This window comes from Kitasatospora sp. NPDC059327, assembly GCF_042752535.1.
Taxonomy (GTDB): Bacteria; Actinomycetota; Actinomycetes; order Streptomycetales; family Streptomycetaceae; genus Kitasatospora.
The window spans coordinates 1-23,696 of record NZ_JBHYYB010000120.1 but is presented as its reverse complement, the minus strand read 5'-3'; the positions used below and the strand labels follow the sequence as shown (position 1 = coordinate 23,696).

24 protein-coding genes are annotated in these 23,696 nt (G+C 72.8%); 14 read left to right on the top strand and 10 right to left on the bottom strand.

What is annotated here, in order from left to right; all coding sequences use genetic code 11:
* Positions 1 to 50 precede the first annotated feature (50 nt).
* Positions 51 to 257, top strand: coding sequence for a DUF397 domain-containing protein (locus ACFXHB_RS39150; RefSeq protein ID WP_380580954.1), 207 nt, complete (start codon positions 51 to 53; stop codon positions 255 to 257).
* Positions 258 to 409: 152 nt separating this feature from the next.
* Complete coding sequence (locus tag ACFXHB_RS39145; protein ID WP_380580952.1) at positions 410 to 616, top strand: DUF397 domain-containing protein; 207 nt, start codon at positions 410 to 412, stop codon at positions 614 to 616.
* Between the two features lie 259 nt (positions 617 to 875).
* Here the strand turns inward: ACFXHB_RS39145 and ACFXHB_RS39140 are convergent, their stop codons facing one another.
* On the bottom strand, positions 876 to 1,247 hold the full coding sequence (locus tag ACFXHB_RS39140; protein WP_380580950.1) for a hypothetical protein: 372 nt from the start codon (positions 1,245 to 1,247) through the stop codon (positions 876 to 878).
* A 133-nt stretch (positions 1,248 to 1,380) separates the two neighbouring features.
* Positions 1,381 to 1,515: a hypothetical protein gene (locus ACFXHB_RS39135; RefSeq protein WP_380580948.1), complete on the bottom strand. Its 135-nt coding sequence runs from the start codon at positions 1,513 to 1,515 to the stop codon at positions 1,381 to 1,383.
* Positions 1,516 to 1,761: 246 nt separating this feature from the next.
* Here ACFXHB_RS39135 and ACFXHB_RS39130 point away from each other — a divergent pair, with 246 nt between their 5' ends.
* From ACFXHB_RS39130 to ACFXHB_RS39110, 5 genes are all read left to right on the top strand, one after another.
* Positions 1,762 to 2,070, top strand: a complete 309-nt coding sequence (locus ACFXHB_RS39130; protein ID WP_380580946.1) for a hypothetical protein — start codon at positions 1,762 to 1,764, stop codon at positions 2,068 to 2,070.
* A complete protein-coding gene (locus tag ACFXHB_RS39125) occupies positions 2,067 to 3,710 on the top strand; it encodes an alpha/beta hydrolase (protein ID WP_380580944.1) in 1,644 nt (547 codons plus the stop codon). The genes ACFXHB_RS39130 and ACFXHB_RS39125 overlap by 4 nt, the downstream gene beginning before the upstream one ends.
* Positions 3,711 to 3,818: 108 nt before the next feature.
* A complete protein-coding gene (locus tag ACFXHB_RS39120; protein ID WP_380580942.1) occupies positions 3,819 to 4,283 on the top strand; it encodes a hypothetical protein in 465 nt (154 codons plus the stop codon).
* 84 nt (positions 4,284 to 4,367) lie between these two features.
* On the top strand, positions 4,368 to 4,790 hold the full coding sequence (locus tag ACFXHB_RS39115) for an NUDIX domain-containing protein (RefSeq protein WP_380580940.1): 423 nt from the start codon (positions 4,368 to 4,370) through the stop codon (positions 4,788 to 4,790).
* Positions 4,791 to 5,632: 842 nt separating this feature from the next.
* Positions 5,633 to 5,944, top strand: coding sequence for a hypothetical protein (locus ACFXHB_RS39110; RefSeq protein WP_380580938.1), 312 nt, complete (start codon positions 5,633 to 5,635; stop codon positions 5,942 to 5,944).
* A gap of 357 nt (positions 5,945 to 6,301) precedes the next feature.
* Here the strand turns inward: ACFXHB_RS39110 and ACFXHB_RS39105 are convergent, their stop codons facing one another.
* Positions 6,302 to 7,255, bottom strand: coding sequence for a MerR family transcriptional regulator (locus ACFXHB_RS39105; RefSeq protein WP_380580936.1), 954 nt, complete (start codon positions 7,253 to 7,255; stop codon positions 6,302 to 6,304).
* 355 nt (positions 7,256 to 7,610) lie between these two features.
* On the opposite strand from ACFXHB_RS39105, the gene ACFXHB_RS39100 reads away from it, so the two are divergent.
* On the top strand, positions 7,611 to 7,868 hold the full coding sequence (locus tag ACFXHB_RS39100) for a hypothetical protein (RefSeq protein ID WP_380580934.1): 258 nt from the start codon (positions 7,611 to 7,613) through the stop codon (positions 7,866 to 7,868).
* 70 nt (positions 7,869 to 7,938) lie between these two features.
* Here ACFXHB_RS39100 and ACFXHB_RS39095 read toward each other — a convergent pair whose 3' ends face one another.
* The gene (locus ACFXHB_RS39095) at positions 7,939 to 9,249 is read right to left on the bottom strand and encodes a tetratricopeptide repeat protein (protein ID WP_380580932.1); all 1,311 of its coding nucleotides are present in this window, start codon (positions 9,247 to 9,249) and stop codon (positions 7,939 to 7,941) included.
* Between the two features lie 103 nt (positions 9,250 to 9,352).
* Entirely contained in the window at positions 9,353 to 10,801 is a 1,449-nt protein-coding gene (locus ACFXHB_RS39090; RefSeq protein WP_380580930.1) for a DUF4331 domain-containing protein, read from the bottom strand.
* Between the two features lie 485 nt (positions 10,802 to 11,286).
* On the opposite strand from ACFXHB_RS39090, the gene ACFXHB_RS39085 reads away from it, so the two are divergent.
* On the top strand, positions 11,287 to 13,041 hold the full coding sequence (locus ACFXHB_RS39085; RefSeq protein WP_380580928.1) for a high frequency lysogenization protein HflD: 1,755 nt from the start codon (positions 11,287 to 11,289) through the stop codon (positions 13,039 to 13,041).
* A gap of 29 nt (positions 13,042 to 13,070) precedes the next feature.
* A complete protein-coding gene (locus tag ACFXHB_RS39080) occupies positions 13,071 to 13,406 on the top strand; it encodes a hypothetical protein (protein WP_380580926.1) in 336 nt (111 codons plus the stop codon).
* A 143-nt stretch (positions 13,407 to 13,549) separates the two neighbouring features.
* Here the strand turns inward: ACFXHB_RS39080 and ACFXHB_RS39075 are convergent, their stop codons facing one another.
* The 4 genes from ACFXHB_RS39075 to ACFXHB_RS39060 form a co-directional block, all read right to left on the bottom strand.
* Positions 13,550 to 14,923, bottom strand: a complete 1,374-nt coding sequence (locus tag ACFXHB_RS39075; protein ID WP_380580924.1) for an FAD-dependent oxidoreductase — start codon at positions 14,921 to 14,923, stop codon at positions 13,550 to 13,552.
* 76 nt (positions 14,924 to 14,999) lie between these two features.
* A complete protein-coding gene (locus tag ACFXHB_RS39070; RefSeq protein ID WP_380580960.1) occupies positions 15,000 to 16,175 on the bottom strand; it encodes an RNA polymerase sigma factor in 1,176 nt (391 codons plus the stop codon).
* Positions 16,176 to 16,183: 8 nt separating this feature from the next.
* The gene (locus tag ACFXHB_RS39065) at positions 16,184 to 16,591 is read right to left on the bottom strand and encodes a YciI family protein (RefSeq protein ID WP_380580922.1); all 408 of its coding nucleotides are present in this window, start codon (positions 16,589 to 16,591) and stop codon (positions 16,184 to 16,186) included.
* A gap of 231 nt (positions 16,592 to 16,822) precedes the next feature.
* On the bottom strand, positions 16,823 to 17,629 hold the full coding sequence (locus ACFXHB_RS39060; protein ID WP_380580920.1) for a DeoR/GlpR family DNA-binding transcription regulator: 807 nt from the start codon (positions 17,627 to 17,629) through the stop codon (positions 16,823 to 16,825).
* Positions 17,630 to 17,793: 164 nt separating this feature from the next.
* Here ACFXHB_RS39060 and galT point away from each other — a divergent pair, with 164 nt between their 5' ends.
* The 3 genes from galT to ACFXHB_RS39045 all read left to right on the top strand — a co-directional run bounded on the left by galT (position 17,794) and on the right by ACFXHB_RS39045 (position 21,773).
* On the top strand, positions 17,794 to 18,978 hold the full coding sequence (galT, locus tag ACFXHB_RS39055; RefSeq protein ID WP_380580918.1) for a galactose-1-phosphate uridylyltransferase: 1,185 nt from the start codon (positions 17,794 to 17,796) through the stop codon (positions 18,976 to 18,978).
* A 129-nt stretch (positions 18,979 to 19,107) separates the two neighbouring features.
* Positions 19,108 to 20,238: a galactokinase gene (gene galK, locus ACFXHB_RS39050; protein WP_380580916.1), complete on the top strand. Its 1,131-nt coding sequence runs from the start codon at positions 19,108 to 19,110 to the stop codon at positions 20,236 to 20,238.
* A 215-nt stretch (positions 20,239 to 20,453) separates the two neighbouring features.
* Positions 20,454 to 21,773 carry a chitinase gene (locus tag ACFXHB_RS39045; RefSeq protein WP_380580914.1) on the top strand — a complete coding sequence of 440 codons (1,320 nt, stop codon included), beginning with the start codon at positions 20,454 to 20,456 and terminating at the stop codon, positions 21,771 to 21,773.
* 119 nt (positions 21,774 to 21,892) lie between these two features.
* Here the strand turns inward: ACFXHB_RS39045 and ACFXHB_RS39040 are convergent, their stop codons facing one another.
* Positions 21,893 to 22,831, bottom strand: a complete 939-nt coding sequence (locus ACFXHB_RS39040) for a LysR family transcriptional regulator (RefSeq protein WP_380580912.1) — start codon at positions 22,829 to 22,831, stop codon at positions 21,893 to 21,895.
* A gap of 220 nt (positions 22,832 to 23,051) precedes the next feature.
* Between ACFXHB_RS39040 and ACFXHB_RS39035 the strand changes: the two genes are divergently transcribed.
* Positions 23,052 to 23,696: cupin domain-containing protein (locus ACFXHB_RS39035; protein WP_380580910.1), on the top strand; the 645-nt coding region annotated here is incomplete at its 3' end.

The following is a 23,696-nucleotide window of genomic DNA, read 5'->3' as shown; positions in this document are numbered from 1 at the left end:
AAGGCGGCCTTCCTGGCACTGATTCACAAGGCTCGGAAGGAGCCAGCCCCATGAACCTCGATCTGTCCGGCGCGTCGTGGGTCAAGTCGTCGTACTCCAACAACGGCGGCAACTGCGTGGAGGTCTCCGCGAGCTTCCCGGGTGCTGTTCCCGTGCGTGACTCCAAGCATCCCGAGGGTCCCGCGCTCGTCTTCCCCGCCGATGCCTGGCAGTCCTTCGTCGCCGGCGTTCGGTCGGGCGACTTCGGCGGCGTCTGAGACGGCCCGCGTGCAGAGGGCCCCGATCGGTATGCCGCTCGGGGCCCTCTCGTGTCGGTGGGGGATGGGTCGTACGATCGGCTGGTGGTGGAAGCGTTGCCCAAGGCGGCCTTCCTGGCACTGATTCACAAGGCTCGGAAGGAGCCAGCCCCATGAACCTCGATCTGTCCGGCGCGTCGTGGGTCAAGTCGTCGTACTCCGACAACGGCGGTCAGTGCCTGGAGGTCTCGGCGAGCTTCCCGGGTGCTGTTCCCGTGCGTGACTCCAAGGATCCCGAGGGTCCCGCACTCGTCTTCGCCGCCGATGCCTGGCAGTCCTTCGTCGCCGGCGTCCGTAAGGGCGACTTCGGCGGCGTCTGAGACGACCCACGTGCAGAGGGCCCCGACGGGCGTCCCGGTCGAGGCCCTCTCGTGTCGGTGGGGGACGGGTCGTACGATCGGCTGGTGGTGAAAAGTGGCGTCACGGCAACATCGCTGACGCTGGTTCACAAAGGCTCGGAAGGAGCCAGTCCCATGACCCTTGACCTGTCCGGCGTGTCCTGGGCCAAGTCCTCGTGCTCCACTGACCTCGATCTTTCGTGACGGTCCGTCGGTTCTCCCGGCGGACCGTTTCAGGTCTTCATGCTGGTCGCGGGGATGGCTGGGGCCTGGCTGTCGCGTCGGGGCGGCGCCGGTTCCACCCCCGGCCTGGCAGGGGCGCGCCGTCCAGGAAGGCGCGGTAGGCCCCAACGGCATCCGGCTCCACTTCCGTGTTGGAGGGTCCGTAGCGGGTGTCGGTGCGGTCCCGCTTCGGTCCGGAGACCCAGAACTCCTCATCGGTCTGCGTGTCGTAGAAGTTCGCGTCGAACATCCCGCCTGCCCGGCGCAGTGTCCGTCCCTGAAAATACGCAGTGTTCCACGTCTTGGAGAAGTCCACCCACCCGATCCACGAGGGTCCACGGTCGGTGTCGTAACCGGACTTCAACTGCACGAACATGAGGCGTCGAGGCATGTGCCCAGGGTCCCGTACAGCCCGCACTCGCGACCAGCGAGTTTCACGGCGGACGGAGGGGTCCCCCGACTGTGCTTCTTCACCTGGAGACTGCTTCCTTCCTGGCAGAGGAGAGGGCCCAGACGTGCCGTCATCATCGCCGGTCAGAGCCACCTTCCAATCGCTGGATCAGGCCCCGGAGCGCGCCGTCGAGGGCCAGCAGGAGGGAGGCGGTGACCTGGCGGCCGTAGCCGTCGGTGTCGGCGGCCGCCGACAGCAGGGAGGCCATGCGTGACGCGCGGTCCGTGAACCGGGCGAGGTGGGCAAGGGACCGGGTTGGTGGCCCACTGGGAGGGCGCCGAAACCGCAGGGCATCGAGTCGGACGGCGGCTAGCCGGGCGCCGCCGCCGACAGGACCGGACGGCGCGCCGATTCCGCCATTTGCGTGTTCGAACGAATGCGCAGCGTATGGTGGTGTCGGATTATCGGTTCGGCTGGGGGCCGCATCGGGCTCTGACTCCGGGGGGAGATTGCGTTGGGGGACGTCAATGTCGTTCTGCAGGAATTGCATGCGTCGGCGCAGGTGGTGAGGGGGCTCGCGGAGGAACTCGGCACTCCTGTCCAGGCCGCGCTGACCTCGGCCGCGACGACGAGTGGGCAGCTCGCGGGTTGGTCGGTCGCCGCCGGGGTCGGGCAGTTGGGGAGCGGTTGGAGTGCGCCGCTCGCGGCGCTCCAGCAGCGGATCGCGGCCACGGGGACCAACCTCGACGCGAACGCCGATGCTCACGGCCACAACGAGCAGGCAGTGGCCGGGGGCTGGAGCCAGCAGGGAGCGAAGCAGTGAGCAACGTCTACGAGCTCCTGGTGAGGTTCGATCCGCAGGGGCTGCGCGACGTCGCGAAGCACTGGAAGGCGCTGGCACACACTGCGGAGACCGTGGGATCGCGTCATCGCAACCAGGTGAACGGGCCCCTTCACCAGCACTGGCAGGGCGCCGACGCCCAGGCTGCGTTCCCGTTCATGGCGCGGACCGAGCAGGAGCTGGACGTTGTCCGGGTGGAGGCGGAGGCGGTCGCGCTGACGTTGAACACGGTCGCCGATCGGATGTACCAGGCGCAGACGAACCTGACGAACGCGGTTCACCGCGCCCAGGACTGCGGTCTGACTGTCTCGGCGGACGGGAGGGTCGACCTCGCGCCGGAGCTCCCGGAGGACCGCAACGACCCGGACGCCCAGAGCGCGCGCCGCAACCTCATGGGACTCAGGGCCGGGTACCAGACCCGGATCGACCAGGCGCTGAAGGACGCCCAGGCGGCGAGCGACCAGGGCAACACCGCTCTCGGGCGCCTGAGCGGGGACATCCTGAACCGCGGGCGGGCGAACGGAGCCGTCGCCGAGACACGCACCGACGCCGCGGACGTGATGAAGGACCTGGGCCTGGCCGACTCCTACGTGCCGGATGGCAAGGACCCGCAGAAGAACGCCGAGTGGTGGAGGGGCCTCACGCCCGGCCAGCAGGAGACCTACCTGGCGCTGAGCGCCGCCAGGATCGGGAGCCTGGACGGCCTGCCGGCCGCCGTCCGCGACGAGGCCAACCGGCTCGTGCTGGACCAGAAACTCGATGCCCTGCAGGCCGGCAGCGCGGCGTCGTTCGGCCTCGACCAGGCGGCGTACGACAAGCGCAAGGCGGCACTGGCCGAGATCAAGAAGAAGCTGGAGGACACGGCAGACGCGAAGGACGAGCAGCATCAGATGTTCCTCCTCGGCATCGACCCCGAGGCCTACGGCGGTGACGGACGCGCCATCGTCGCCACCGGCAATCCGGACAAGGCCACCCACACCTCCGTCTTCGTGCCCGGGACCAATACCGAGTTGCCGGGTGTTCCCGGCCAGATCGACCGAATCCGCCAGCTCCAGGGTTACGGGAAGAGGTATGCCAAGGCGGGCGAAACCGTCGCCGTCATCTCCTATTTGGGCTACGACACGCCGGAGAGCATCCCGAAGGCGGCGAACCCCATGCGCGGCCTCGATGCCGCCGACGACATGCGCCGCTTCTCCCAGGGGCTCAGGGTGGCGCACGGCGAACCGAAGACTCACCTCAGCTACATCGCCCACAGCTACGGCAGTTTCGCCGTCGGCGTTGCCGACAGCGAGAAGGGAGGCCTTCAGGCCGATGACATCGTGACCCTCGGCAGCCCAGGTATGGGAGTCCTGACCGCAAACCAGCTGACCGTCAGTCCGGACCACCTCTGGATCGGGGAAGCCACCGACGACGCCACCCGTATAGTCGGCGGATTCTCGCTGGGGCCCAGCCCCCACATCGTGGGATTCGGAGGGCACAACATCAACATCGACACCTCCGGGCACGGCGGCTACTGGAACGAGGAAAGCGAAAGCGTTCTCAACCAGGGCAGGGTCATCGCTGGTCAAGAACCCACCACGTCCCCCAAGGAAGACCCGTTCTGGGGCTCGTTTCCCCACTGAGCCTCACATCGGAGAACAGCCATGGCCAGCCCGTCCCTGCACCCCTGCGTCGCCACATTGAAGTACGCCGTGGCAGCAACGCTGATGATCTTGACTCTTGGAGCCTGCATGACGAACCCCAGCACGGGCAAGGACGCCCCCCTGCCGGTCAAGTCCCGCGACGACGCACTCACCTGGGTTCAGCAGATCACCGAGCACCTGGCCCAGACCGCCGGAATCCAGATCAACGCCGAGCCGGCTGACCCCGTCTTCACGTCCTGCGTCGGAAAGAATGGGGAATCCGCGCCCGACGACCGGTTCATCCTCTCCTACGCAGTTCACAGCGACGTCGCCAACACCCAGCACAATGACGTGGTCCGCAAGGTCAGAGACCTCCTCACGAGCGAGGGCCTCAAGATCTCGACCTACCAGGAAGCGCCCACCGCCCAGCCGAACTCGATCGTCACCGCGCGTCATCCCGAGAGCCGGTACGTCGTCGACGTCTCCAGCACCGCCGGCGACAACCGCATGGTCCTGGGCGTCACCACCCCCTGCCTGAAACCTCCCACCGGACCGAGCGCACCCGCCCCGTAACCCCGCGGGCCGCCACCGCGGCCGGCCGGGCAACGGCCCGCCCGGCCGGCGCCAGACCGACCGATGCGCACCGTGGGAGAAGAGATGACCGAAAAGCCCTATGTGCCACCGACGTTCCCCGTCTCTATCAAGGGCGTGGTCCTCGACCCGCAGGACCGGGTGCTGCTGCTGAAGAACGAGCGCCAGGAGTGGGAGCTGCCCGGCGGGAAGCTCGAAGGCAAGGAGGCGCCGGAGACGCGCGTGGAGACCGAAATCCGCGAGGAATGCGGTTGGGACGCCACTGCCGGCCCGCTGCTGGATACCTGGATGTACGAGCCGCTCCCCGGCCGCTTGGTCTTCATCGTCACCTATGGCTGCACCGCCACTGACGCTGACCGGCCTCCGGTCGTCAGCCACGAGCACAAGGAAGCGGGCCTCTTTCGCCGCGACGAGGTACCCGGTCTGGCCATGCCACAGGGGTACAAGGACTCCATCACCCGCTGGTACGAACTGCTCGGCCGGAGCTGACCCATGGCCAGGCCGGACCCGCACGGCGGCATCCGCCGGCACTGGACCACCCCTGGGGCGCAGGCCATCCCGAGTCGTCGCAGCCTGCCCGAGATCCTCGCCTTCTACCGCGAGTTGCACCGCACCGGTATGCGGGAGTTCGGGGATCAGCAGCCAGGCGTGACCGCCGACAGTCGGCTGAAGCGGACGGGGAGTGCGGCGACGAGGCCGGTGGTGAGGGTCGGGCCTCTGACGAGGAGGCGGGGCCTGGGGCCCGTCGCGGAGGGATCGGCAGGCGCGCGCGGCGGTGGCGGTGCTGAGGGCCGAGACGCCCTTCCAAGCCGCGCCGTACCGCCGGTCCCGCAGCGGTCGGTGCGGGTGGCCCCCACGTTTCATGACGTCGTGCGGCCCCCCCCCGGGTGGGGGGGGCGGGCGCCAACCCCCTGGTGACGTGGCGCAAAACGGCGGGTGCGGGCGGGGGGGGGGGGGGGTGACGCCGGGGGTGGGCAGGGGTGGGGGGCCCCCCCCTTTTTTTCGGCGGCGCCCGCCCCGGGGGGTGGGGGGGGGCGGCCCCCGACACTCCCGTGGATCCTGGCCTCAATCGGACGGATCCGGCCGGGTGGCGATGGTCGTCAGCCGGTGATGGTCCAGGTGTCGGTGCCGCTGATCCGGCTCAGGCCGGTGGTGGAGCAGGCGGTCAGGTCGAGGTTGGCGAAGGTGATGGTCTGGGTCACGGAGCTGCCGGCCAGGGTGCCGGCGGAGATGGTGCCGGTCGAGGTGCCGATCTTGGTGCCGTTGACGTTGGAGAAGGTGTTGGTGTAGTCCCAGGTGCTGGTGGTGCCGTCGTTCCAGTAGAGGTCTCGGTGCCCGAACCGCCGCCGAAGAACGTGGTGCAGGACTGGGTGGCGGTGCCGGAGAACGGTCCGTTGAAGCTGGTCAGCCCCGGGTGGGTGAGGCTGAGGCAGCCGCCGGCCACATCGGCTCCGCTGACCGCGACGGTCTGGCTGGTGTTGGTGATGGCCGGGGAGAAGTCGACGGTCGTCGTCCCGACGCAGGTGACCAGGGTGACGGCGGACGCGGGTGTGGACACGGCCACCACCGCGCCGCAGGCGAGCGCGGTCGCGCAGACGGCCGCCGGGATCCTCTTCATGCTCATGCTTCCTCCGAAGTGTTGACGGTTCATCGGATCTGCTGTGCGCATGGCTGTGTGACCGTCGGAAGCCGCCGCGGGCATGGCACGGCGCGGCTTCCGACGGAGGAGTGGGCTCTCAGACTGGGAGCCCGCACCGCTGACAGAACCATGTCGAGGCTCGCAGCGTTGCCAGGGCCGGGCAAGTGGTGTGATCGGCGCGAGTTACGCCCTCACCCTGCGCGACCGTGAGGCTTCGGACCCGATGTCACCAGGGTCACCAAGGGCGCCGGGCCCGGGGTGGTCGGCCGTGCGACGGTGGCCGGGCTGGTGGAGTCCGCCCAGGCCCGTGCGTCGAACCGGCAGAGGCCCTCGCAGCCCGGTCGGGGCTGCGAGGGCCGGGTCACGCGGTGGCGGGGCCGTTGTTGGTCCCGGCGCGCAGGGCCTCGATGAACCAGGCGAACACGGGCGCCAGGCTCGGCGGGACGGGCCATCCGTTGATGACGGAGAGCAGGTGCCAGTAGCGTTCCGCGCGGGGGTCGTTGGCGACCTCCAGACGCGTCAGCAACCATGCGCGCAGCTCGCCGTCGTCCGCACGGCCGAAGGTTCGGGCGTAGCGCGCGGTCAGGTCACTGACGACGGGCATGGCCTCGGCGGAGGCCGGGGCGATGCCGGTGTCGAGGGCGTGGCCGACCCGGTCGCGGACGGCTTCGGTGAGCTCCTGGTGCAGGCCGGTCGTGTCGCCCTGGGCGCGTTCGTCGGCCTGGTGCTCGGCCATCCGTCGTACGGAGGCGCGGAAGGCCGGGTCCCGGGTGAGTTCGGCGAGTTCGACCCAGGCCTCGACCTGCTCGGGATCGGGGTCGTCGGGCAGTTCGGGCATGGCCGAGCGCAGCAGGGCCACGAAGTCGGGGTTGGCTTCGAGACCGCCGAAGGTGTCGTCGATGAAGTCGTCGACGAGGCGTCGGCGTTCGTCGTCGGAGAGTTTCGCGAGCTTGTGCATGAGGTCCATCTCCTTTGGAGTAGAGGCCCGTTCGGCCACCGCCCGCAGCACCGCGCGTCGCAGTCGTAGGGTGCGGATCTGCACCTCCAGCGCGTCGGCGTGGGCCGCCGCGACCTCGGACAGGGTGACCTCCCGGTCCAGCACCTGCCGGATGACGGCGAGGTCGAGGCCCAGGTCGCGAAGCGTGCGCACCAAATCCAGGCGTGCCAGCGCGGTGATGTCGTAGAGCCGGTAGCCAGCCGGACTTCGGTCGGTCGACGGCACGATCCCGGTGTCGGAGTAGAACCGTATGGTTTTGACCGTCAGCCCGGTCCTGCGGGCCAGAGCCCCGATCGTGAAGAGTCCGTCGCCGTCCATGCCCCCACCCTGGTGTCTCCCCCCACGGGAGACTCAAGTCATCTTCCCTGCACCTCACAACCCCATGGGACCGAGACGGCCGCCATGCCTGACGGCTGGTCGTCGCCGGTGTCCGCAGAGGAGACTTCGGCGGTGTCCGAGCGGCGACCGCGACGGCGGGTCACCGTGATCTCGATCCGTGGGCCGGGTGTCAAGGGGCCGAGGACCACGACGCGGCGGCCGGCGGCATCGAGGAGAGTAAGGTCGACACGGTGTTCGACCAGACCGACGGCGCGTCGCAGTAGGAGCTCGACAAGACCGTGAATCAGCTCTGCCCGGAGGTACTTCTCGCGGGCGGGAACGGAGAACTGCGCACATGGACCGTCACGAACTCCTGGTCGCGCTCCGCGAAGCCGGGGTGAGCAGCGGCTCCTACGGGCTCATAGTGAGCGACCTGCCGAGCTCCAAGTACGTCCAGGAGAGCATCCCCGTCCTCGTCGAGCACACCGACGGTCGGTGGGCGGTCGAGGGCTGGGAGCGGGGCGCGCACTGGACCGTGGCGAGCTTCGACACCGAGGCGGAGGCCTGCGCGTACCTGTACGCCTATCTCGTGCCGACGGCTCGCAACAGCTGAGCGCCCGGCCGGGGTCTCCCACCCGGGCGTTTCGCGTGTCCAAGGAGCGGTGACACCCCGGGAGCCGTGGTCAGCCGAGGGCCGTGAGCGCGGTGCGGGCGAGGGGGGCCTGGAGCGGGTTGAAGGCGGGGTCGGTGGTGAGCGCCTCGGTGAGGTGGGTGCGGGCGTCGTCGGTGTGACCGAGGGTGTGTTCGATCTCCCCCAGGTGGTAGAGGAAGAGGGCGTTGCGCCAGCCGTGGGCCTGGGCCTGCCGGGCGAGGCCGAGGGCTTCGGTGTCCGCGCCGGTTCGGTGCAGGGCCCAGGAGAGGGCGTCGGCGACGAGGACGTTCTGCCGGCGGGCCCATTCGGCGCGCAGCAGGCGGACGGCTTCGGCCGGGTCGCCGTGGTCGGCCTGGTACTGGCCGAGCGTGAGGTCGTCGACGACGCCGTTGGCGGCGGCCAGCTGCTGTTCGGCGGTCAGCAGCCGGTACTGGTCCCGGGCCTGTTCGGGGTGGCCGAGGGATTCCTGGAGTTCGCCGAGTTCGAGCAGGTACTGGGGGAGCGGGACGCGGGCGATGGCGGCGGTGTAGTCGCGCACGGCGTCGTCGTGCCGGCCGAGGGCGGCTTCGGCGCGGGCCTGGCCGGCGAGGGCGGGGGTGTGGTCGGGGTCGGTGCGCAGGGCCTGCCGGTAGCCGGTGAGGGCCTCCTGGGCGTGGCCGGAGTTCCGGTCGAGTTCGGCGATCTGGTACTGGCAGAAGGCCTGGTCGGCGGGGTCGTAGGCGCCGTCGAGGGCCTGTCGGAGCGCGGCGCGGGCGTCGTCGGTGCGGCCGTGCTGTTCCAGGTCGTAGGCGGCGCGGGTGAAGGAGGCGGTGCCGGGGCGGCGGTCCAGGAGTTGCTGGACGGCTTCGGTGGCGCCGGTGTCGTCGCCGAGCTGGGTCCGGGCGTCGGCGAGCACGGCGTAGACGGGCCAGTGGGCCGGTGAGGCGGCGATGGCCTGCGCGGCGAAGTCGGCCGCCTGGTCGAAGAGGTGTCGGGCGTTGGCGAGGGCGCCGAGGCCGGTGAGGGCGTCGGCGTTCGCCTGCGGTGCCAGGGTGAGGGAGCGGCGCAGCGCCTCGTCGGCTTTCGGGTAGTACGACGGGTCGGCGGTCAGGCGGGCCTGTTCGACGTACTCCGCGCCCAGCCGGGCCCAGGTCGTCGCGTCGTCGGGGAGTTGCCGCAGCCGCTGTTGGTCGGCGGTGATCGCCCGGGTCAGTGACCCGTCGGGGGCCGACCGGCTGCCCGGGGGCCGGGCGGTGTCCGCCGAGGGGCGGGGGGAGCCGGGCCAGGTGCGGTCCAGCGCCCCGAACGCGGCCAGGCCGCCGCACAGCGCGAGGGTGGTGAGCAGCAGGGGCAGGCGGCGCATGGCGGTCCTTCGGCGGGGCGGGGCGGTGCGACGGGTGGGGCCGGGCGGGTGGGGCCGGGTGGGCGGCCGGCGGCGTGGCCGGCCACCCACCCGGCGGGGTGGGTCAGTTGGGCTGGTTGACGGCCTTGTCGTACGGCAGCGCCAGGTAGGGGAAGCTGGTGCCGAACGGCTTGTCGGCGGTGTTGACCTTGTCGCCGGCGGCGAGCGCGGGGATGAGGTGGCCCGGGGTGGCGCCCTCCATGACCTGGAGCGCGATGTCGACGACGTCGTCGGTGAGGCGGCGACCGTTGGGGAAGCCCTGGAAGTCGCCGTTGAGGACGCCGAGCCGGTCGGGCTTCGCGGTGACCGGGGTGGACATGTTCAGCCGCAGCTCCTCCGCGGGCACGAACCACTTCGGGTCGATGTCCTTGTTCATCAGCTGGGAGTTGAGGTCCACGGCGAGCGGACCGTTGGCGGCCTTGGCGATGCCGGTGAGGAAGATCTCCTGGAGGTCGGTGCGCGGGGTGGCCGGGGCCGGGAGGCCGTAGATCGCCTGGATCAGCTGCGGCACCTCGGGGTTCAGCACCTTGGCGACCACGGCGGGCTGGTTGTGGTCCTCCGACGGCGGCAGGGAGTTGAAGGCGTCCTTGAGCCCGGCGGGCAGGACGACCTCGTTGACCAGCGGGTTGCCCAGCCGGGAGACCTGGACGAACTTGCCGGCCGGCTCGGCCTTGCCGGGGCTCAGCTTGAGGGTCTGCTTCTCGGTGCTGGACCACACGCCGATGACGGGGTTGCGGGTCGGGTCGCCCTTGTAGGCGAGGCGGCTCTTGGGCACCTGGATGGACAGGGAGTTGACGTTGTACCCGGCCAGGGTGTTCTGGCCGACCTCGGAGAGGTTGCCGCCGTAGAGCAGGTCGAAGACCCGCAGGTCGAGGAAGAACGGATCGGCGGCCTGGGTCGCCACGGTCTGCCCGCCGCCCGGCAGCGCCACGGTGGCCTGCTGACGGAGCCGCGCGTAGTTCGGCATGGAGGCGCGGCCGGTGTCGGAGGGGGCGACGCTGCCGTGCTCGACCAGGGTGACCGGGTCGCAGTCGGGACGCAGCTCCTGGAGCGTGTAGTACTGGCGGAACAGCAGGGTGGGGTCGGTGAGGTTGTTCACGACGCCGTTGTTGTAGAGGAAGGTGTTGGTGCCGCGCCGGTCCTCGGTGTGGAAGGTCCAGCGGTAGGTGAGGTCGGGCTTGCCGGTGCCCTGGGAGTCGATGTTGATGTCGTAGTGCGCGCCGTCGGCCCAGGGGTAGAAGTTCGGCCCGCCGTTGGGCTCCTGGAACGGCAGCCAGTTGGCGACGAGAGTGACGGTGTCCTGGTTGTCGGGGCTGGTGAAGGCGTAGACGTCGGTGTTGTCGACCTGCGGGTCGGCGGCGATCAGCGGTGCCTCGCGGTGACTGGAGGCGGTGCTGACACCGGCGCCGGACCCGAGGATCGCGGTGCTCGCCAGGGCGAGGCTCATGGTGGTGAGGGTCGCCGCGGTGCGGGCGATGGAGCCTCGGTGGGCAGGGCGGCGCGTGACGTTCATGCGGGTGGGGTGCTCGCTTTCGTGACGGGTGGTCGCCACTCCGGGCCGAAGGCGGCGACGGAGGGGGGATCCGGCTGGACAGCCGCACTCGGCACTGTGGGCCGGATCCCGTCACGGCTTCGTGAGCCGTACAGGCGCGGCTTGGTCACTTCACTCCCGTGGCTCAGCGATGTCACCCGCCCGGGCGCACGGACGGTGCGAGAGGTCCAGCTCTCCGGGCGCGCCGGGGGCACGGGGAGGGCGGCACGCCACTGGCGTCCCTCCAGCGGGTCAACCGGTGGCGATCATCCGTTCGGTGGACGGGAACAGATGTCCGGAGGTGATGCCCCGGTGGAGTGACGCGTGCGCCGGGGCCGGAGTGGTGCCAATCCCGAGCCGCCTGCCGCCCCGGATGGTGTGCGTCGGGCTGGTCGAGCCCGCATCTCCTTCCTGCCGGGCCGGGCCTCGCCGCCGCGGCGGCCGGCCCCTTTCCCGGAGGCCCCAGCATGGCGGTTCCACGATTCCTCGCCCGGACAGGTGTGGCTGCTTCGGGCACGTTGCTCCTGCTCGGCGTCGCCGTCCCGGTCGCCGGCGCCCATCCCCTGGGGAACTTCTCCGTCAACCACTACCTCGGCTTCACCGTCCACCCCGACGGCCTTGAGGTCCTCGCCGTCACCGACGCCGCCGAGATCCCCACCCTCCAGGAGCAACCGAAGGCCGACCGCGACGGCGACGGCACCGTCGACGAGGCCGAGCGCGCCGCCTGGGCCGCCGAGCAGTGCGACCGGACCGCACGGGGCCTCCAGGTGACGACCGACCGGGCGACGGCGGCCCTGACCTGGCGCACGGACACCGGGCGGTTCCAGTACGAGGACGGCTCCGCGGGGCTGCGCACCAGCCGGCTGGAATGCCTGCTGCGGGCGGACCTGCGCCTTCCGGCCGACGGCACCACCGTGCGCGTCGTCAGTGGGAGCGACCCGAGCCGGGTCGGCTGGAACGAGATCACCGCTCAGGGGGACGGGACCACCGTCGATCACTCCAGCGTCCCGGCCGAGTCGGTCTCCAAGGAACTCCGGAACTACCCCCGTGACCTGCTCGACAGCCCCAGCGGTGTCACCCGCGCCGAGTTCCGCGCGCGCCCCGGCGGCAGCTCGGCACCGGTCCGGGGAGCGGGCGTGACGGCGGACGGGTCCGGGCCCGCGGCCTGGCTCGGCAGCCTCGACACCCGCCTCACCGAACTCGGCACCGTCCGGCACCTGACCGTTCCGCTGGGCCTGCTCGCCGTCCTCCTGTCGATCGTGCTGGGCGCCGGGCACGCGCTGCTGCCCGGACACGGCAAGACCGTGATGGCCGCCTACCTCGCGGGCCGGCGCGGCAGCACCCGTGACGCCGTCACCGTCGGTGCCACCGTCACGGTCACCCACACCGCCGGCGTGCTCGTGGTCGGTCTGTGCCTGACCGCGTTCTCCTCCCTGGCCGGCGACGTTCTGCTCGGCTGGCTGGGCGTCCTCAGCGGCGCCCTGGTCGCCGTCGTCGGTGCCGGTCTGCTGCGCGACGCGGTACGGCGCTCCCGCGGCGCCGAGCCGCACGGACACCCAGCACACACCCACGCGGAACCCGAGCACGAGCCCACCAGGGAACTCGCCCACGCGTCGGCGGCGGTCGCCCCGTCCGGCCACCACCGCCACCCGGCGTCGCAACCGCGGCCGGTCGCGCACCACGGGCACGGTGACCACGTCCATGACCACGTCCACGGCGGCCACGTCCATGGTGACCACGTCCATGGTGACCACGGGCATGGTGACCACGTCCATGGTGAGCGCGGGCACGTCCACGACCACCCGCACGACCACAACCACGACCACCACGCACACCACCACCGCCACGGTCTGTTCGGGGGTGGTCACCATCACCACCACGACCCCGCGCTGCCCGGTCGCCGCGGCCTCGTCGGCCTCGGGATCGCCGGTGGCCTGGTCCCCAGCCCGTCCGCCCTGGTGGTCCTGCTCGGCGCCGTCGCACTCGGCCGCACCCTCTTCGGCGCGGCCCTCGTGGTCGCCTACGGCCTGGGCATGGCCGCCACCCTCACCACCGTGGGCCTGCTCCTGGTCCGCGTCGGCGACCGGCTCGCCGGCGCGGCGACCGGTCCGGTCATCGGACGGCTGCGCCGGATCGCCCCCTACAGCGCCCTGCTGACGGCGCTGCTCGTGCTGACCGTCGGCCTGGGGCTGGTCGTCCGCAGCTTTCCCTCGACCCTGTGAACACCCGTCCGCCCCGGAGGCCGACCGTCATGACCACCCGCCCGGCCCACCTGCTGTGCCTGATCCTCCTCGTCGGACCGCTGCTGGCGGCCTGTGGAGCCGAGCCCGACGGCAGTTTCGACGCCCAGCCCGGCACATCGTCCCCGTCCTGTCTCCCGCACCAGGTCAACGACCCGGGCGCCGACTACACCGGTGGGGAGAAGTCCGATCCGCGGGCGGTGCTGGAGATGATGCGCTTCTACACGGCCAACGGAACCAAGGCGTACTGCGACGGCGGGCCACCGACCGACACCGACCGCCGTTGGACCGGCCTGTACGTCACGCTGGGCGGCGACGCCGCCCACGTCCCGGTGCCGCAGCGGTAGCCGCGGCGAACACCCCGGGCCGGACGCGGTCGCCGGCAGCCGGACCGAGCGGCCGGATCAGCCGGACGGCGGTGGTCGGGTGTGCCGGGGCTTCGAGGACGGGCCCCCGGCCAGCGCCCACAGCCTGGGGCACCGCCCCAGGCTCATCCCGCGATGAGCGCGTCCCACTGGTCCCGGGTCGGGCCGTCGTGCGTCGGGGTGAACTCCGGGCGGGCGGCCAGCCAGGCGGTGACGTGCCGGTCCACCTCCTCGGTGCGGTAGGCCTCGTCGGGCGTTCGCAGGAGGTGGCGGACCTGGGCGCGGGCCCGCATGACGACGGGGTCGTCGAAGGCGCAGGCGGCCAGGGCGGCGGCCCGTCGGTCCGTGAGGGGTGAACTCTCGGCGAGGCGTTGGGCGTTGGCGTCGTCCGAGGTCACCTGGGCGTCGAAGCACGGGCGGAGGGCCTGCGTCGTCCAGGTGTGGTAGCCGGTGGGGTCCTCGGCCGTCTCGTCGGCATGGGCGGCCAGGTGCTGGGCGGCGCGCAGGCCGAGGGCCACGCCGTGACCCAGGGTGGGGTTGGTGTGGATGAGGCTGTCCCCGGTGTTGACCAGGCCGGTGACGACCGGGCCGTCGTCGTCGCCGAGGGCCGTCCAGCGGTTGTCCAGGCCGGCCATCGGCAGGACGGCCGACCGCGGTTCGGCGGCCAGGTCGAGCCAGGCGGCGCAGGCGGGGAAGGCGCGGGCGGCGGCCTCGAAGACGGCGGGGTCGATGAGCGCGCCCCGGGTCGGATCACCGGTGGAGAGCACCAGGTTCACCGCGAAGGTGTCGTTGTCGGAAGGGAAGACGCCGGCGAGCGCGAACGGCGCGGCCGAGCCGTTCTTGACCCGGCCGGGGTCGCGCGGCCCGTCGGCCCGCAGGCGGTACCAGCGGCACAGGTAGGCGATCCCGGCGCGGTGGCTGTCGACCACGGGCGGTCGGCACCCGGCGGCGGTCAGCCAGGCCGGAACGGGCGAGCGGCGGCCGGCCGCGTCGACGACGAGGTCCGCTTCGTGCGGCTCCGCGCCCACCCGCACGCCGGTGACCCGGGGCGGCCGGCCCTCCGCGACGGTGAGGCCGCTGACCCGGCGGCCGCGTCGCACGTGCACGGTGGGTTCCCGCCGCACGGCCGCGGTCAGGGCGGCCTCCAGCACGATGCGGCGGGTGCGCAGGGTCACCAGCTCCTCGTCCCCGGCCCGGTGCGGCGGGTGCTCGTCGAACCAGTCGAACTCGTGGTACTCCCGGGCGCCGCGGGCCAGCAGGTCCGTGTAGACATCGGGGGTCTCGCCGAGCAGCACGGTGCGTACGGGCGCGAGGAGCGAGTGGGGCTGGACGGCCTGCGGTATGCGGGGCCGGTGCCAGTGGAAGAAGTCCCGGTCGAGGTCGTCCCCGGTCTGCCGGGTGTCCTGTTCGAACAGGGTGACCGAATGGCCCCGCCGGCCCAGCATGAGCGCTGTCCCCAGCCCGCTGATGCCCCCACCGACCACCGCAACCCGCGCCACTGTCTCCCCATTTCGCGTCGTGTTGCGGGGTGATCCTACCGTCCGATGATCTTTGGTCGCGCATCGGGGCCGTCCGTCAGTGCCGGCGGCGGGCGTTGAGCCGGGCGGCCTGGCGGGTCAGATGGTCGCGTTCGGCGAGGTTGGGAGCCTGGTGGGCCGCCTCGGCGTAGAGCCGGGCCGCCGTCGCCAGGTCGCCGTCGCGCTCGTGCAGGTACGCCGCGACCGCCGTGCGGCGGGGGACGGCGCGTCCTCCGGTCGGGGAACCCGGGGACGGGCCGTCCAACGCCGCGAGCGCCGCCAGCCCGGCGCGCGGTCCGTCGGCCTCACCGACGGCCACCGCGCGGTTGAGCCGGACGACCGGGCTGTCGATCAGCCGCACGAGCTCGTCGTACCACTCGACGATCTGCGTCCAGTCGGTCTCCTCGGCGGTGGGCGCGTCGGCGTGCAGCGCCGCGATGGCGGCCTGGGCCTGGAACTCGCCCAGCCGGTCGCGGGCGAGCGCCGCCTGCAGGATCTCGACGCCCTCGGCGACCGCCCCGGCGTCCCACCGGCGGCGGTCCTGCTCGGCGAGCGGGACCAGGCTCCCGTCGGGCGCCGTCCGGGCGGCGCGTCGGGCGTGGTGGAGCAGCATCAGGGCGAGCAGGCCCGCGACCTCGGGATGGTCGATCCGGCCCGCGAGTTGCCGGGTGAGCCGGATCGCCTCGGCGGCGAGGTCGACGTCGCCGGTGTAGCCCTCGTTGAAGACCAGGTAGAGGACGCGCAGCACGGTGGCGACGTCCCCGGGCCGGTCGAACCGCCGGCCGGTGACGGTGCGCTTGGCCCGGCTGATCCGCTGCGCCATGGTCGCCTCGGGGACCAGGTAGGCCTGGGCGATCTGACGGGTGGTCAGTCCGCCCACGGCGCGCAGTGTGAGGGCGACCGCGGACGACGGCGTGAGCGAGGGGTGCGCGCACAGGAAGTACAGCTGGAGCGTGTCGTCCACCGCGGGCGCGGCGCCGGGCGCGGGCTCGTCCTCGACGAGGTCCTCGCGCCGGCGCCGGGCGGTGTCCGAGCGGGTCGCGTCGAGGAACCGGCGCCAGGCCACGGTGACCAGCCAGCCCTTCCGGTCCCGGGGAGGGTCGGCCGGCCAGGTACGTACCGCCTCGACCAGCGCGTCCTGCACGGCGTCCTCGGCCGCCGCGAAGTCGGCTCCGCGGCGGACGAGGACGGCGAGCACGCTCGGGGTGAGGCTCCGGAGCAGGGCCTCGTTCAACGGGGAGGTCACTCCGTGATGGTAGGCGGCGCGGCGAGGAACGGACGGACCTCCAGCCACTCGTGGATCGGCTTCCCGCCCGCCCCGGGCGCGGCCGACAGCTCCCCGGCCAGCTCGACGGCGCGCGCGTGGCTGTCGACGTCGATCACCATCCAGCCGGCGATGAGGTCCTTGGTCTCGGCGAACGGGCCGTCGGTGACCGGCGGGCGCCCCTCGCCGTCGTACCGGACCCAGGAGCCCTCGGGGGCGAGCGCCTGGCCGTCGACGAACTCGCCCGTCTCCTGGAGCCGGTCCGCGAAGTCGTGCATGTACCGCATGTGCGCCGAGATCTCCTCCGGCGTCCACTGGTCCATCGGCACGTCGTTGACCGCGGCCGGGGCGCCGCGGTAGTGCTTGAGCAGCAGGTACTTGGCCATCGTGGTTCTCCTCGGCACTGGTGCGACCCGGTGCGGTCGCGCTTCACCACGGGGACGGAGCCGGCGACGGGTTCTCGACATCGTCGGCCGGGACTTCTTCGATTCTCTCCCGGGGGCTCGACCCGCGGCTGCCGCGGGCCTCGCCGGCGACCGCGTCCGGCGCCCTGTCCGGGGCGGGTCGATCGTGTCCGGCGCCCGGCCGAGGGCGGCCGGCTCCCGTCCGCGCCGGGCTCAGGGGGTCGGCACGACGACCAGTTCGCCGACCAGTGCGGCGGCTGCCGCGCGGTGCTCCTCGGAGAGGCCGTCATCGGTGATCAGGACGTCGACCTGGTCGAGCGGGGCGAAGGAGACCAGGCCGACGGAGTTCCACTTGGTGTGGTCGGCCACCACGACGACCCGCCGGGCGGAGTGGAGGAACGTCCGGTTGGTCTCGGCCTCGGCGAGATTGGGGGCCATCAGCCCGCCGTCGGCGGAGAGGCCGTGGCAGCCGAGGATCAGCACGTTCACGTGCAGCGAGCGGATGGCCTGGTCCGCGACCGGGCCCACCAGGGCGTCCGACGGGGTCCGGACGCCGCCGGTGCGGATGACGGTGGCCGAGCCGGACGCGCTCTCCGTACCGGGATCCTCCAGGAGGTCGGCGATGCGCAGCGCGTTGGTGACGACGGTCAGCCCGCCGATCGCCCGCAGGCAGCGCGCCACCTCGTAGGTGGTGGTGCCGGCGGCCAGGCCGACGGCCGAGCCTGGCTGGACCAGTTCGGCCGCGCTCCGGGCGATCGCCTCCTTGGCGGGCAGGTGCCAGGAGGACTTGGCCTCGAAGCCGGGCTCGCGGACGACCGGGTCCTCGATCGGTACGGCACCGCCGTGGACCTTGTGCAGCAGCCCCTGGCGGGCGAGCGTGTCCAGGTCCCGACGCACCGTCATGTCCGATACGCCCAGCTCGCGGACGAGTTCGTTGACACGCACGCCGCCCCGGGTGCGCACCAGGTCGAGGATCAGGGTGCGCCGCTGGCCGGCGAGCGGCTGGTGGGTGTCGGACATCGGACTAGCCTCCTCCGGCGGGTGGTGACCCGGGTGAACGGTGATCATCGCCATCATGACAGGTCGGGTCGCCGGCTGTTGGCAAAACACTGTTGACTTCCGTTGGATAATGTTTGATTGTGACTGCATCCGGGGCGTGCGCGCCGGAGAACCGAGAGGGAACGATGGCCAAGACCGTGACCACGCTGGCGGACGGCCGCGAGCTGATCTACTTCGACGCGGGCGCGGTCGCACCGCCGCACACCGCCGTCGACCGCCGTCCGCTGGACCGGTCGGCCCCGGCCTCCGAGGTACGGCTCGACCCGGCCACCGGCGCCTGGGTCACCATCGCCGCCCACCGTCAGGCCCGCACGTACCACCCGCCGGCCGACGAGTGCCCGCTCTGCCCCTCCCGCGACGGGCGCCTCAGTGAGATTCCCGAGGCCGACTACCAGGTGGCCGTCTTCGAGAACCGCTTCCCTTCGCTGGCCGGTGCCCCGGGTGCCGGTTCCTCGTCGGCCGGTTCGCCGTCGGTCGGGTCCCCGCTCGCCGCTTCCCCGCCGGCCGCTTCCCCGGGCGGCGAGGCGCCGGACGCGGACCCGCTGCGCACCGCGCGGCCGGGCGACGGCCGCTGCGAGGTGGTCTGCTTCACCGCCGACCACGACGTCTCCTTCGCCGACCTCGACGAGGCCCGCGTCCGGCTGGTGCTGGACGCCTGGACCGACCGCACGGCCGAACTGTCCGCACTGCCCGGGGTGGAGCAGGTGTACTGCTTCGAGAACCGGGGCGTCGAGATCGGCGTCACCCTCGCCCACCCGCACGGCCAGATCTACGCCCTGCCCTTCACCGCCCCGCGCACCGCGCGCATGGTCGAGCAGGCCCGCCGACACCGCGAAGCCACCGGACGCAACCTCTTCGAGGACCTCCTCGCCGCCGAACGCGCCGACGGCGCACGGGTCGTGACCGCCGGCGAGCACTGGACGGCCTTCGTCCCGTTCGCCGCCCGCTGGCCGTACGAGGTCCACCTCTACCCCAACCGCCGCGTCGCGGACCTCACCGGGCTCACCGAGGACGAGCGGGCCGAGTTCCCCGGCGTCTACCTCGACCTGCTGCGCCGCTTCGACGGTCTCTTCGGCACCCCGCAGGCCCCCGGGCGGACGCCGTACATCTCCGCCTGGCACCAGGCCCCCGCCCACGACGGCGGCGAACTCGCCCTGCACCTGGAGCTGTTCACCATTCGACGGGCCGCCGACAAGCTCAAGTACCTGGCCGGGGTCGAGTCCGGTATGGACGCCTTCGTCAACGACATCGCCCCGGAGACCGCCGCCCGGCGGCTGCGCGAGACCGCCCCCCGGACCGCCGCCTCCTGAGCGCCCGGCTCGTTCCCGCGCCCGGCTCGTCCTCCCGCCCGTCGGCCTCCCTTCCGGACGCCGCCCATCCCTGGACCTTCCATCCCCGGACCTTCCATCCGCAGACCTCCCACCCGGAGAACGACAACCATGACGACGTTCCACGCGCTCTACGGCCACCAGCCCGATGGGGAGTGGGCGGCCCCCGGCCGGGTCAACCTGATCGGTGAGCACACCGACTACAACCTCGGGTTCGTGCTGCCGATCGCCCTCGCGCAGACCGTGCGGGTCCAGGCCCGCCGTCGGACCGACGGCCGGCTGCGTGTGTACAGCGCCCAGGGCGACGGCTCCGTCACCGAGCTGACCGCCGAGGAGCTCGCCGCCGGCGACGTGACCGGCTGGGCCCGCTACCCGGCCGCCGTCGTCCGGGCGCTCGCCGCGGCCGGCCACCGGGTCGGCGGGGCGGACCTGCTGTTCGACAGTGACGTCCCCACCGGCGCCGGGCTCTCCTCCTCGGCGGCCCTGGAGTGCGCGGTCGCGATCGCCTACAACGACCTGCACGACCTCGGGTTGGGGGAGCAGGAGCTGGCCCTGCTCTGCCAGCTCGCCGAGAACCGCTACGTCGGCGTGCCCTGCGGGATGATGGACCAGATGGCCTCGATGTGCTGCCGGGCCGGCGCGGCGCTGTACCTCGACACCCAGGACCTGGCGGTCCGCCAGGTGCCGTTCGACCTGGCCGGCGCCGGTCTGCGACTGCTGGTGATCGACACCAGGGTGAAGCACGACCTCGGCGACGGCGCCTACGCGCAGCTGCGGGCCGGCTGTGAACGGGCCGCCGGACTGCTCGGGCTGCCCGCCCTGCGCGAGGTGCCGCTCACCGGCCTGGACGAGGCTCTCACCCGGCTGCCCGCCGAACTGCGGCCGCTGGTGCGACACGTGGTGACGGAGAACGACCGGGTCCAGCAGGCGGTGACGCTGCTCGACGCCGGTGACCCGGCCGCGCTCGGGCCGATCCTGACGGCGGGTCATGCCTCGCTGCGCGACGACTTCCGGGTCTCCTGCGCGGAGACGGACCTCGCGGTCGCGGCCGCCGTGGCCGCCGGCGCGCTCGGGGCCCGGATGACCGGCGGCGGCTTCGGCGGTTCGGTCATCGCGCTGGTCGCCGCCGACACCGCCGACGCGGTGGCCGGCAGCGTCACCGAGGCGTTCCGCGCGGCGGGCCACGCCGAGCCGGTGATCCACCACGCCGAGCCGGCCGACGGGGCGCGGAAGCTGAGCTGAGCCCAGGCCGGACGCTGAGCAGGGCCGGTCGGGGTCGGGTCGGGGTCAGGGCGGAGCCAGGTGGACGACCCGGGTCCGTCCCGGGCGCCCGGTTCCCGCCCCGGCGGCGCGCCGAACCCGCCGGTCCCGCCGGATCGGCGTCGGGCGGCGATGATCGATGACAGCTCTCCCGGAGCGACGTCGTCCCATCGCTTCTCCCGTACAGGAGGGCTCCGATGCCCCGGCCGTCCCAGCCGTCCGCGACTCTCACACCCCTGGCACTGGTGCTCTCCTCGCTGGCCACCGCGGTCCTTCCGGCGGCGCCGGCGGTCGCGGCGCGGGGCGTCCCCGTGGTGAGCGCGGCGGCTCCCGCGCCCGCGCCCGTCCCGCCCGCGGCCTACCGGGCGCCTGCTCCGCTCGCGCCGTCCCCGGTCGACAGCCGGGAGCGGTTCCCCGCGCGGTTCACCGCCCCCTACGTGGAGGCGTGGGGATCCCCGGACGTGCTGGAACGCGCCCACCGGGAGCGGGGCCTGTCCTACTTCACGCTGGGCTTCGTGATCAGCGACGGCGGTTGCGAGGGCGCGCTCGACGGCACCATTCCGATCGCGGAGCCCGGGTGGCCGGAGGCGGTGGCGGCGCTGCGGGCGGCCGGTGGCGATGTGATCGTCTCCCTGGGCGGTGGCGCTGGGACGGAGCTGGCGCGGGCCTGCACCTCGGTGGATGCCCTCGTCGGCGCCTACCGGCGCGTGGTGGAGGCCTTCGACCTGCGCAGAATCGACCTGGACATCGAGGGGCCCACCCTGGAGGACGACGCCGCCAACGAGCGCCGCACCCGCGCCCTGGCCCGGCTCCAGCACGAGTACGCCGCGGTGGGCCGCAGGCTCGCCGTCCACTACACCCTGCCCACCCACCCCCACGGCCTGTCCGACCCGGCGCTGCGCCTGTTGGTCGACGCCCGTGATCAGAGCCTGGAGATCGACCTGGTCAACATCATGACCATGGACTACGGCCCCGACTTCGACATGGGCCTGACCGCCGTCCGGGCCGCGAAGGGCCTGCACGAGCAACTCGCCGGGATCTGGCCGGGCAAGAGCGCCGCGCAGCTGTGGGCGATGGAGGGCAACACGCCCATGGTGGGTGTCAACGACGCCGTGAACGAGGTCTTCAGTACGACCGACGCCACCGAACTGGCGGCGTTCGCCGACCAGATGGGCATCCGGATACTGTCCTACTGGTCGCTGGGCCGGGACCGGGCCTGCCCCGTGCCGGGCGTACTGGCCGAGGACTGCAGCGGAACCGCCCAGGAGGCGGGCGACTTCGCCCGTCTCCTCAACCGCGCCGGGTCACTCGCCCCGCGGCCCGCCGAGTCGGCCCGCTGCCCGTACCGGAGCGCGGCGGCGGGGCGGGGGATCGTCCCGTTCCGCCCCGACGGCCGGGGCCGGGCGGAGATCGAACGCGACTTCGCCGGGCGGGGCCAGTCGCCGGCCTTCCAGCGCCGACACGCGGGGCCGCACGTGGGGCCGCACACGAAGGGGCCGGGCGGACCGCAGCGGTAGCCGTCGAGGCCGGAGGCGCGGTCCGGGCGCCGGCGCTGCGGCGCCCGGATGCGTTCCGGACCGTGGGGTCGGTCGGTCGGTCGGGCGCGGGTCGGACGGGCGGGTCGGACGGGCGCGGGTCAGACGGGTGGGGTCACCGCGCGGATCGCCTGGAGGAGCCGGCGCAGGGCGGGTGGGGGCGGGCCGCTACGGACGGCGAGCGACGTGGTGACGGCGAGGCCGGCGAGTGGCCGGTAGGCGATCCGAGGGACCGGCGGCAGCTCGGACACCCGGTAGAAGACCGTCCAGGACGGGGCGTCGGCCGCGATCTCGGTGAGCGTCTCGCGCAGGGTGGTGAACGGCGGGCCGGGCACCGGTGCGGTTCCGCCGACCGCGTGCCAGGCGGCGGTGACCAGGTCGTGGAACGGCGGGTTGTGCGCGCGGGGGGCCAGCCGCAGCGGAAGGTCGCGCAGGTGGGCCAGGGGCAGTGGGGCGGGTCCGTCGGGTGCCTGACCGTCAGACGCGGCACCGGCCGGATCGCCCGGCGCGACATCGGCGAGCGGGTGGGAGGCGGGCAGCGCGGCGTACAGCGGGTCGCTCCAGAGCGCGAGGAGGTCCAGCCCGGGCTCGGTGGCCGGACCGCGGACGAAGGCGGCGTCCAGCTCACCCGAGCGGACCAGGGCGAGCCGCTCCGCCGGGGCGGCCCGGAGGAGCCGGACGCGCAGGCGCGGCGCGACGTCCGCCAGCGCGGCCAGAACGGCGTAGAGACGGTCGCCGGGCCCGTGGACGGCTCCCAGCCGGAGCGTGCCGTCGGCCCCGGCGGCGATCTCGGCGGCCACCCGGCGGGTGCGGTCGGCCGCCACGAGGACCGCCCGGGCCTCCGGCAGCAGGCGCTCACCGGCGGCCGTCGGCCGGACGCGCCGGGTCGAACGGTCGAAGAGCAGCACCCCGAGCTCGCGTTCCAGCCGTTGGACCTGCTGGCTGACCGCCGACTGGACGATGCCCAGCCGCTCGGCGGCGCGGCCGAACCCGCCCTCCTCGGCCACCGCGACGACGTACGCCAGCTGCCGCAGTTCCACGATCCCCCTCGGTGTGCTCTGTCCGGCGCGGTGCTCCCGGGCCGTCGCTCTCCGGACGTGCCGGCTCGTGCCCGGTGCGGTCGCGGTGCGCGCGCGGTACGCCTCGGGGCCGACCCATCACGATCACCGATCGGTGCCATCGCCAACTGCTCCTGGTTCGGCCGCTATTCCCGCGTTCGAATGGATCCCGACCGGTCGGCCACCCAGGAAGGACCCCACCATGCCGTCCCACCCGAGCCCCCGTCCCCCGTCCCAGGTCACCCGTGAGCCGCTGCCCGGGACGGCGCCGGTGGTGGTCGTCCGTGCGGCCGATGCCGAACGCGTCGCCCTGGCCGCCGGCAGCGCCTTCCACCTGCTGGCCGACGGTGACGCCAGCGCCTCGCCACCCGGTGGCGCGTTCGGTGCCAACCGCCTGGTGCTGGCGGAGGGCGCGGACGGCGCCAGGCCGCACTACCACGCACGGTCCGCCGAACTGTTCTACGTGCTCGGCGGCACGGTGGAGTTCCTGCTCGGTGACCGGTCGACCGCCGTCACCGCGGGCGACCTGGTGGTCGTCCCGCCCGGGCTGCCGCACGCGTTCGGCGCGGCTGCCGGCCGCCCGGCCGACCTGCTCGTGGTGATGGCACCCGCCGTGGAACGCTTCGGGTACTTCCGCCACCTCGGCCGTGTCGCCGCAGGGGTGGACACCTTCGACCGGCTCCTGTGCGAGCAGGACCGCTACGACGTGCACTTCACGGATGCCGGGCCCTGGCAGCGCGTCCGTGGGGGGGGGCCGGGGGGTCCCGGGCGCCCCCCCCCCCCCCGGGGGGGGGGTGGGTGGTTTAAAAAAAATAAACAGGCCACACCCAACCAAATGGAGTTAAAA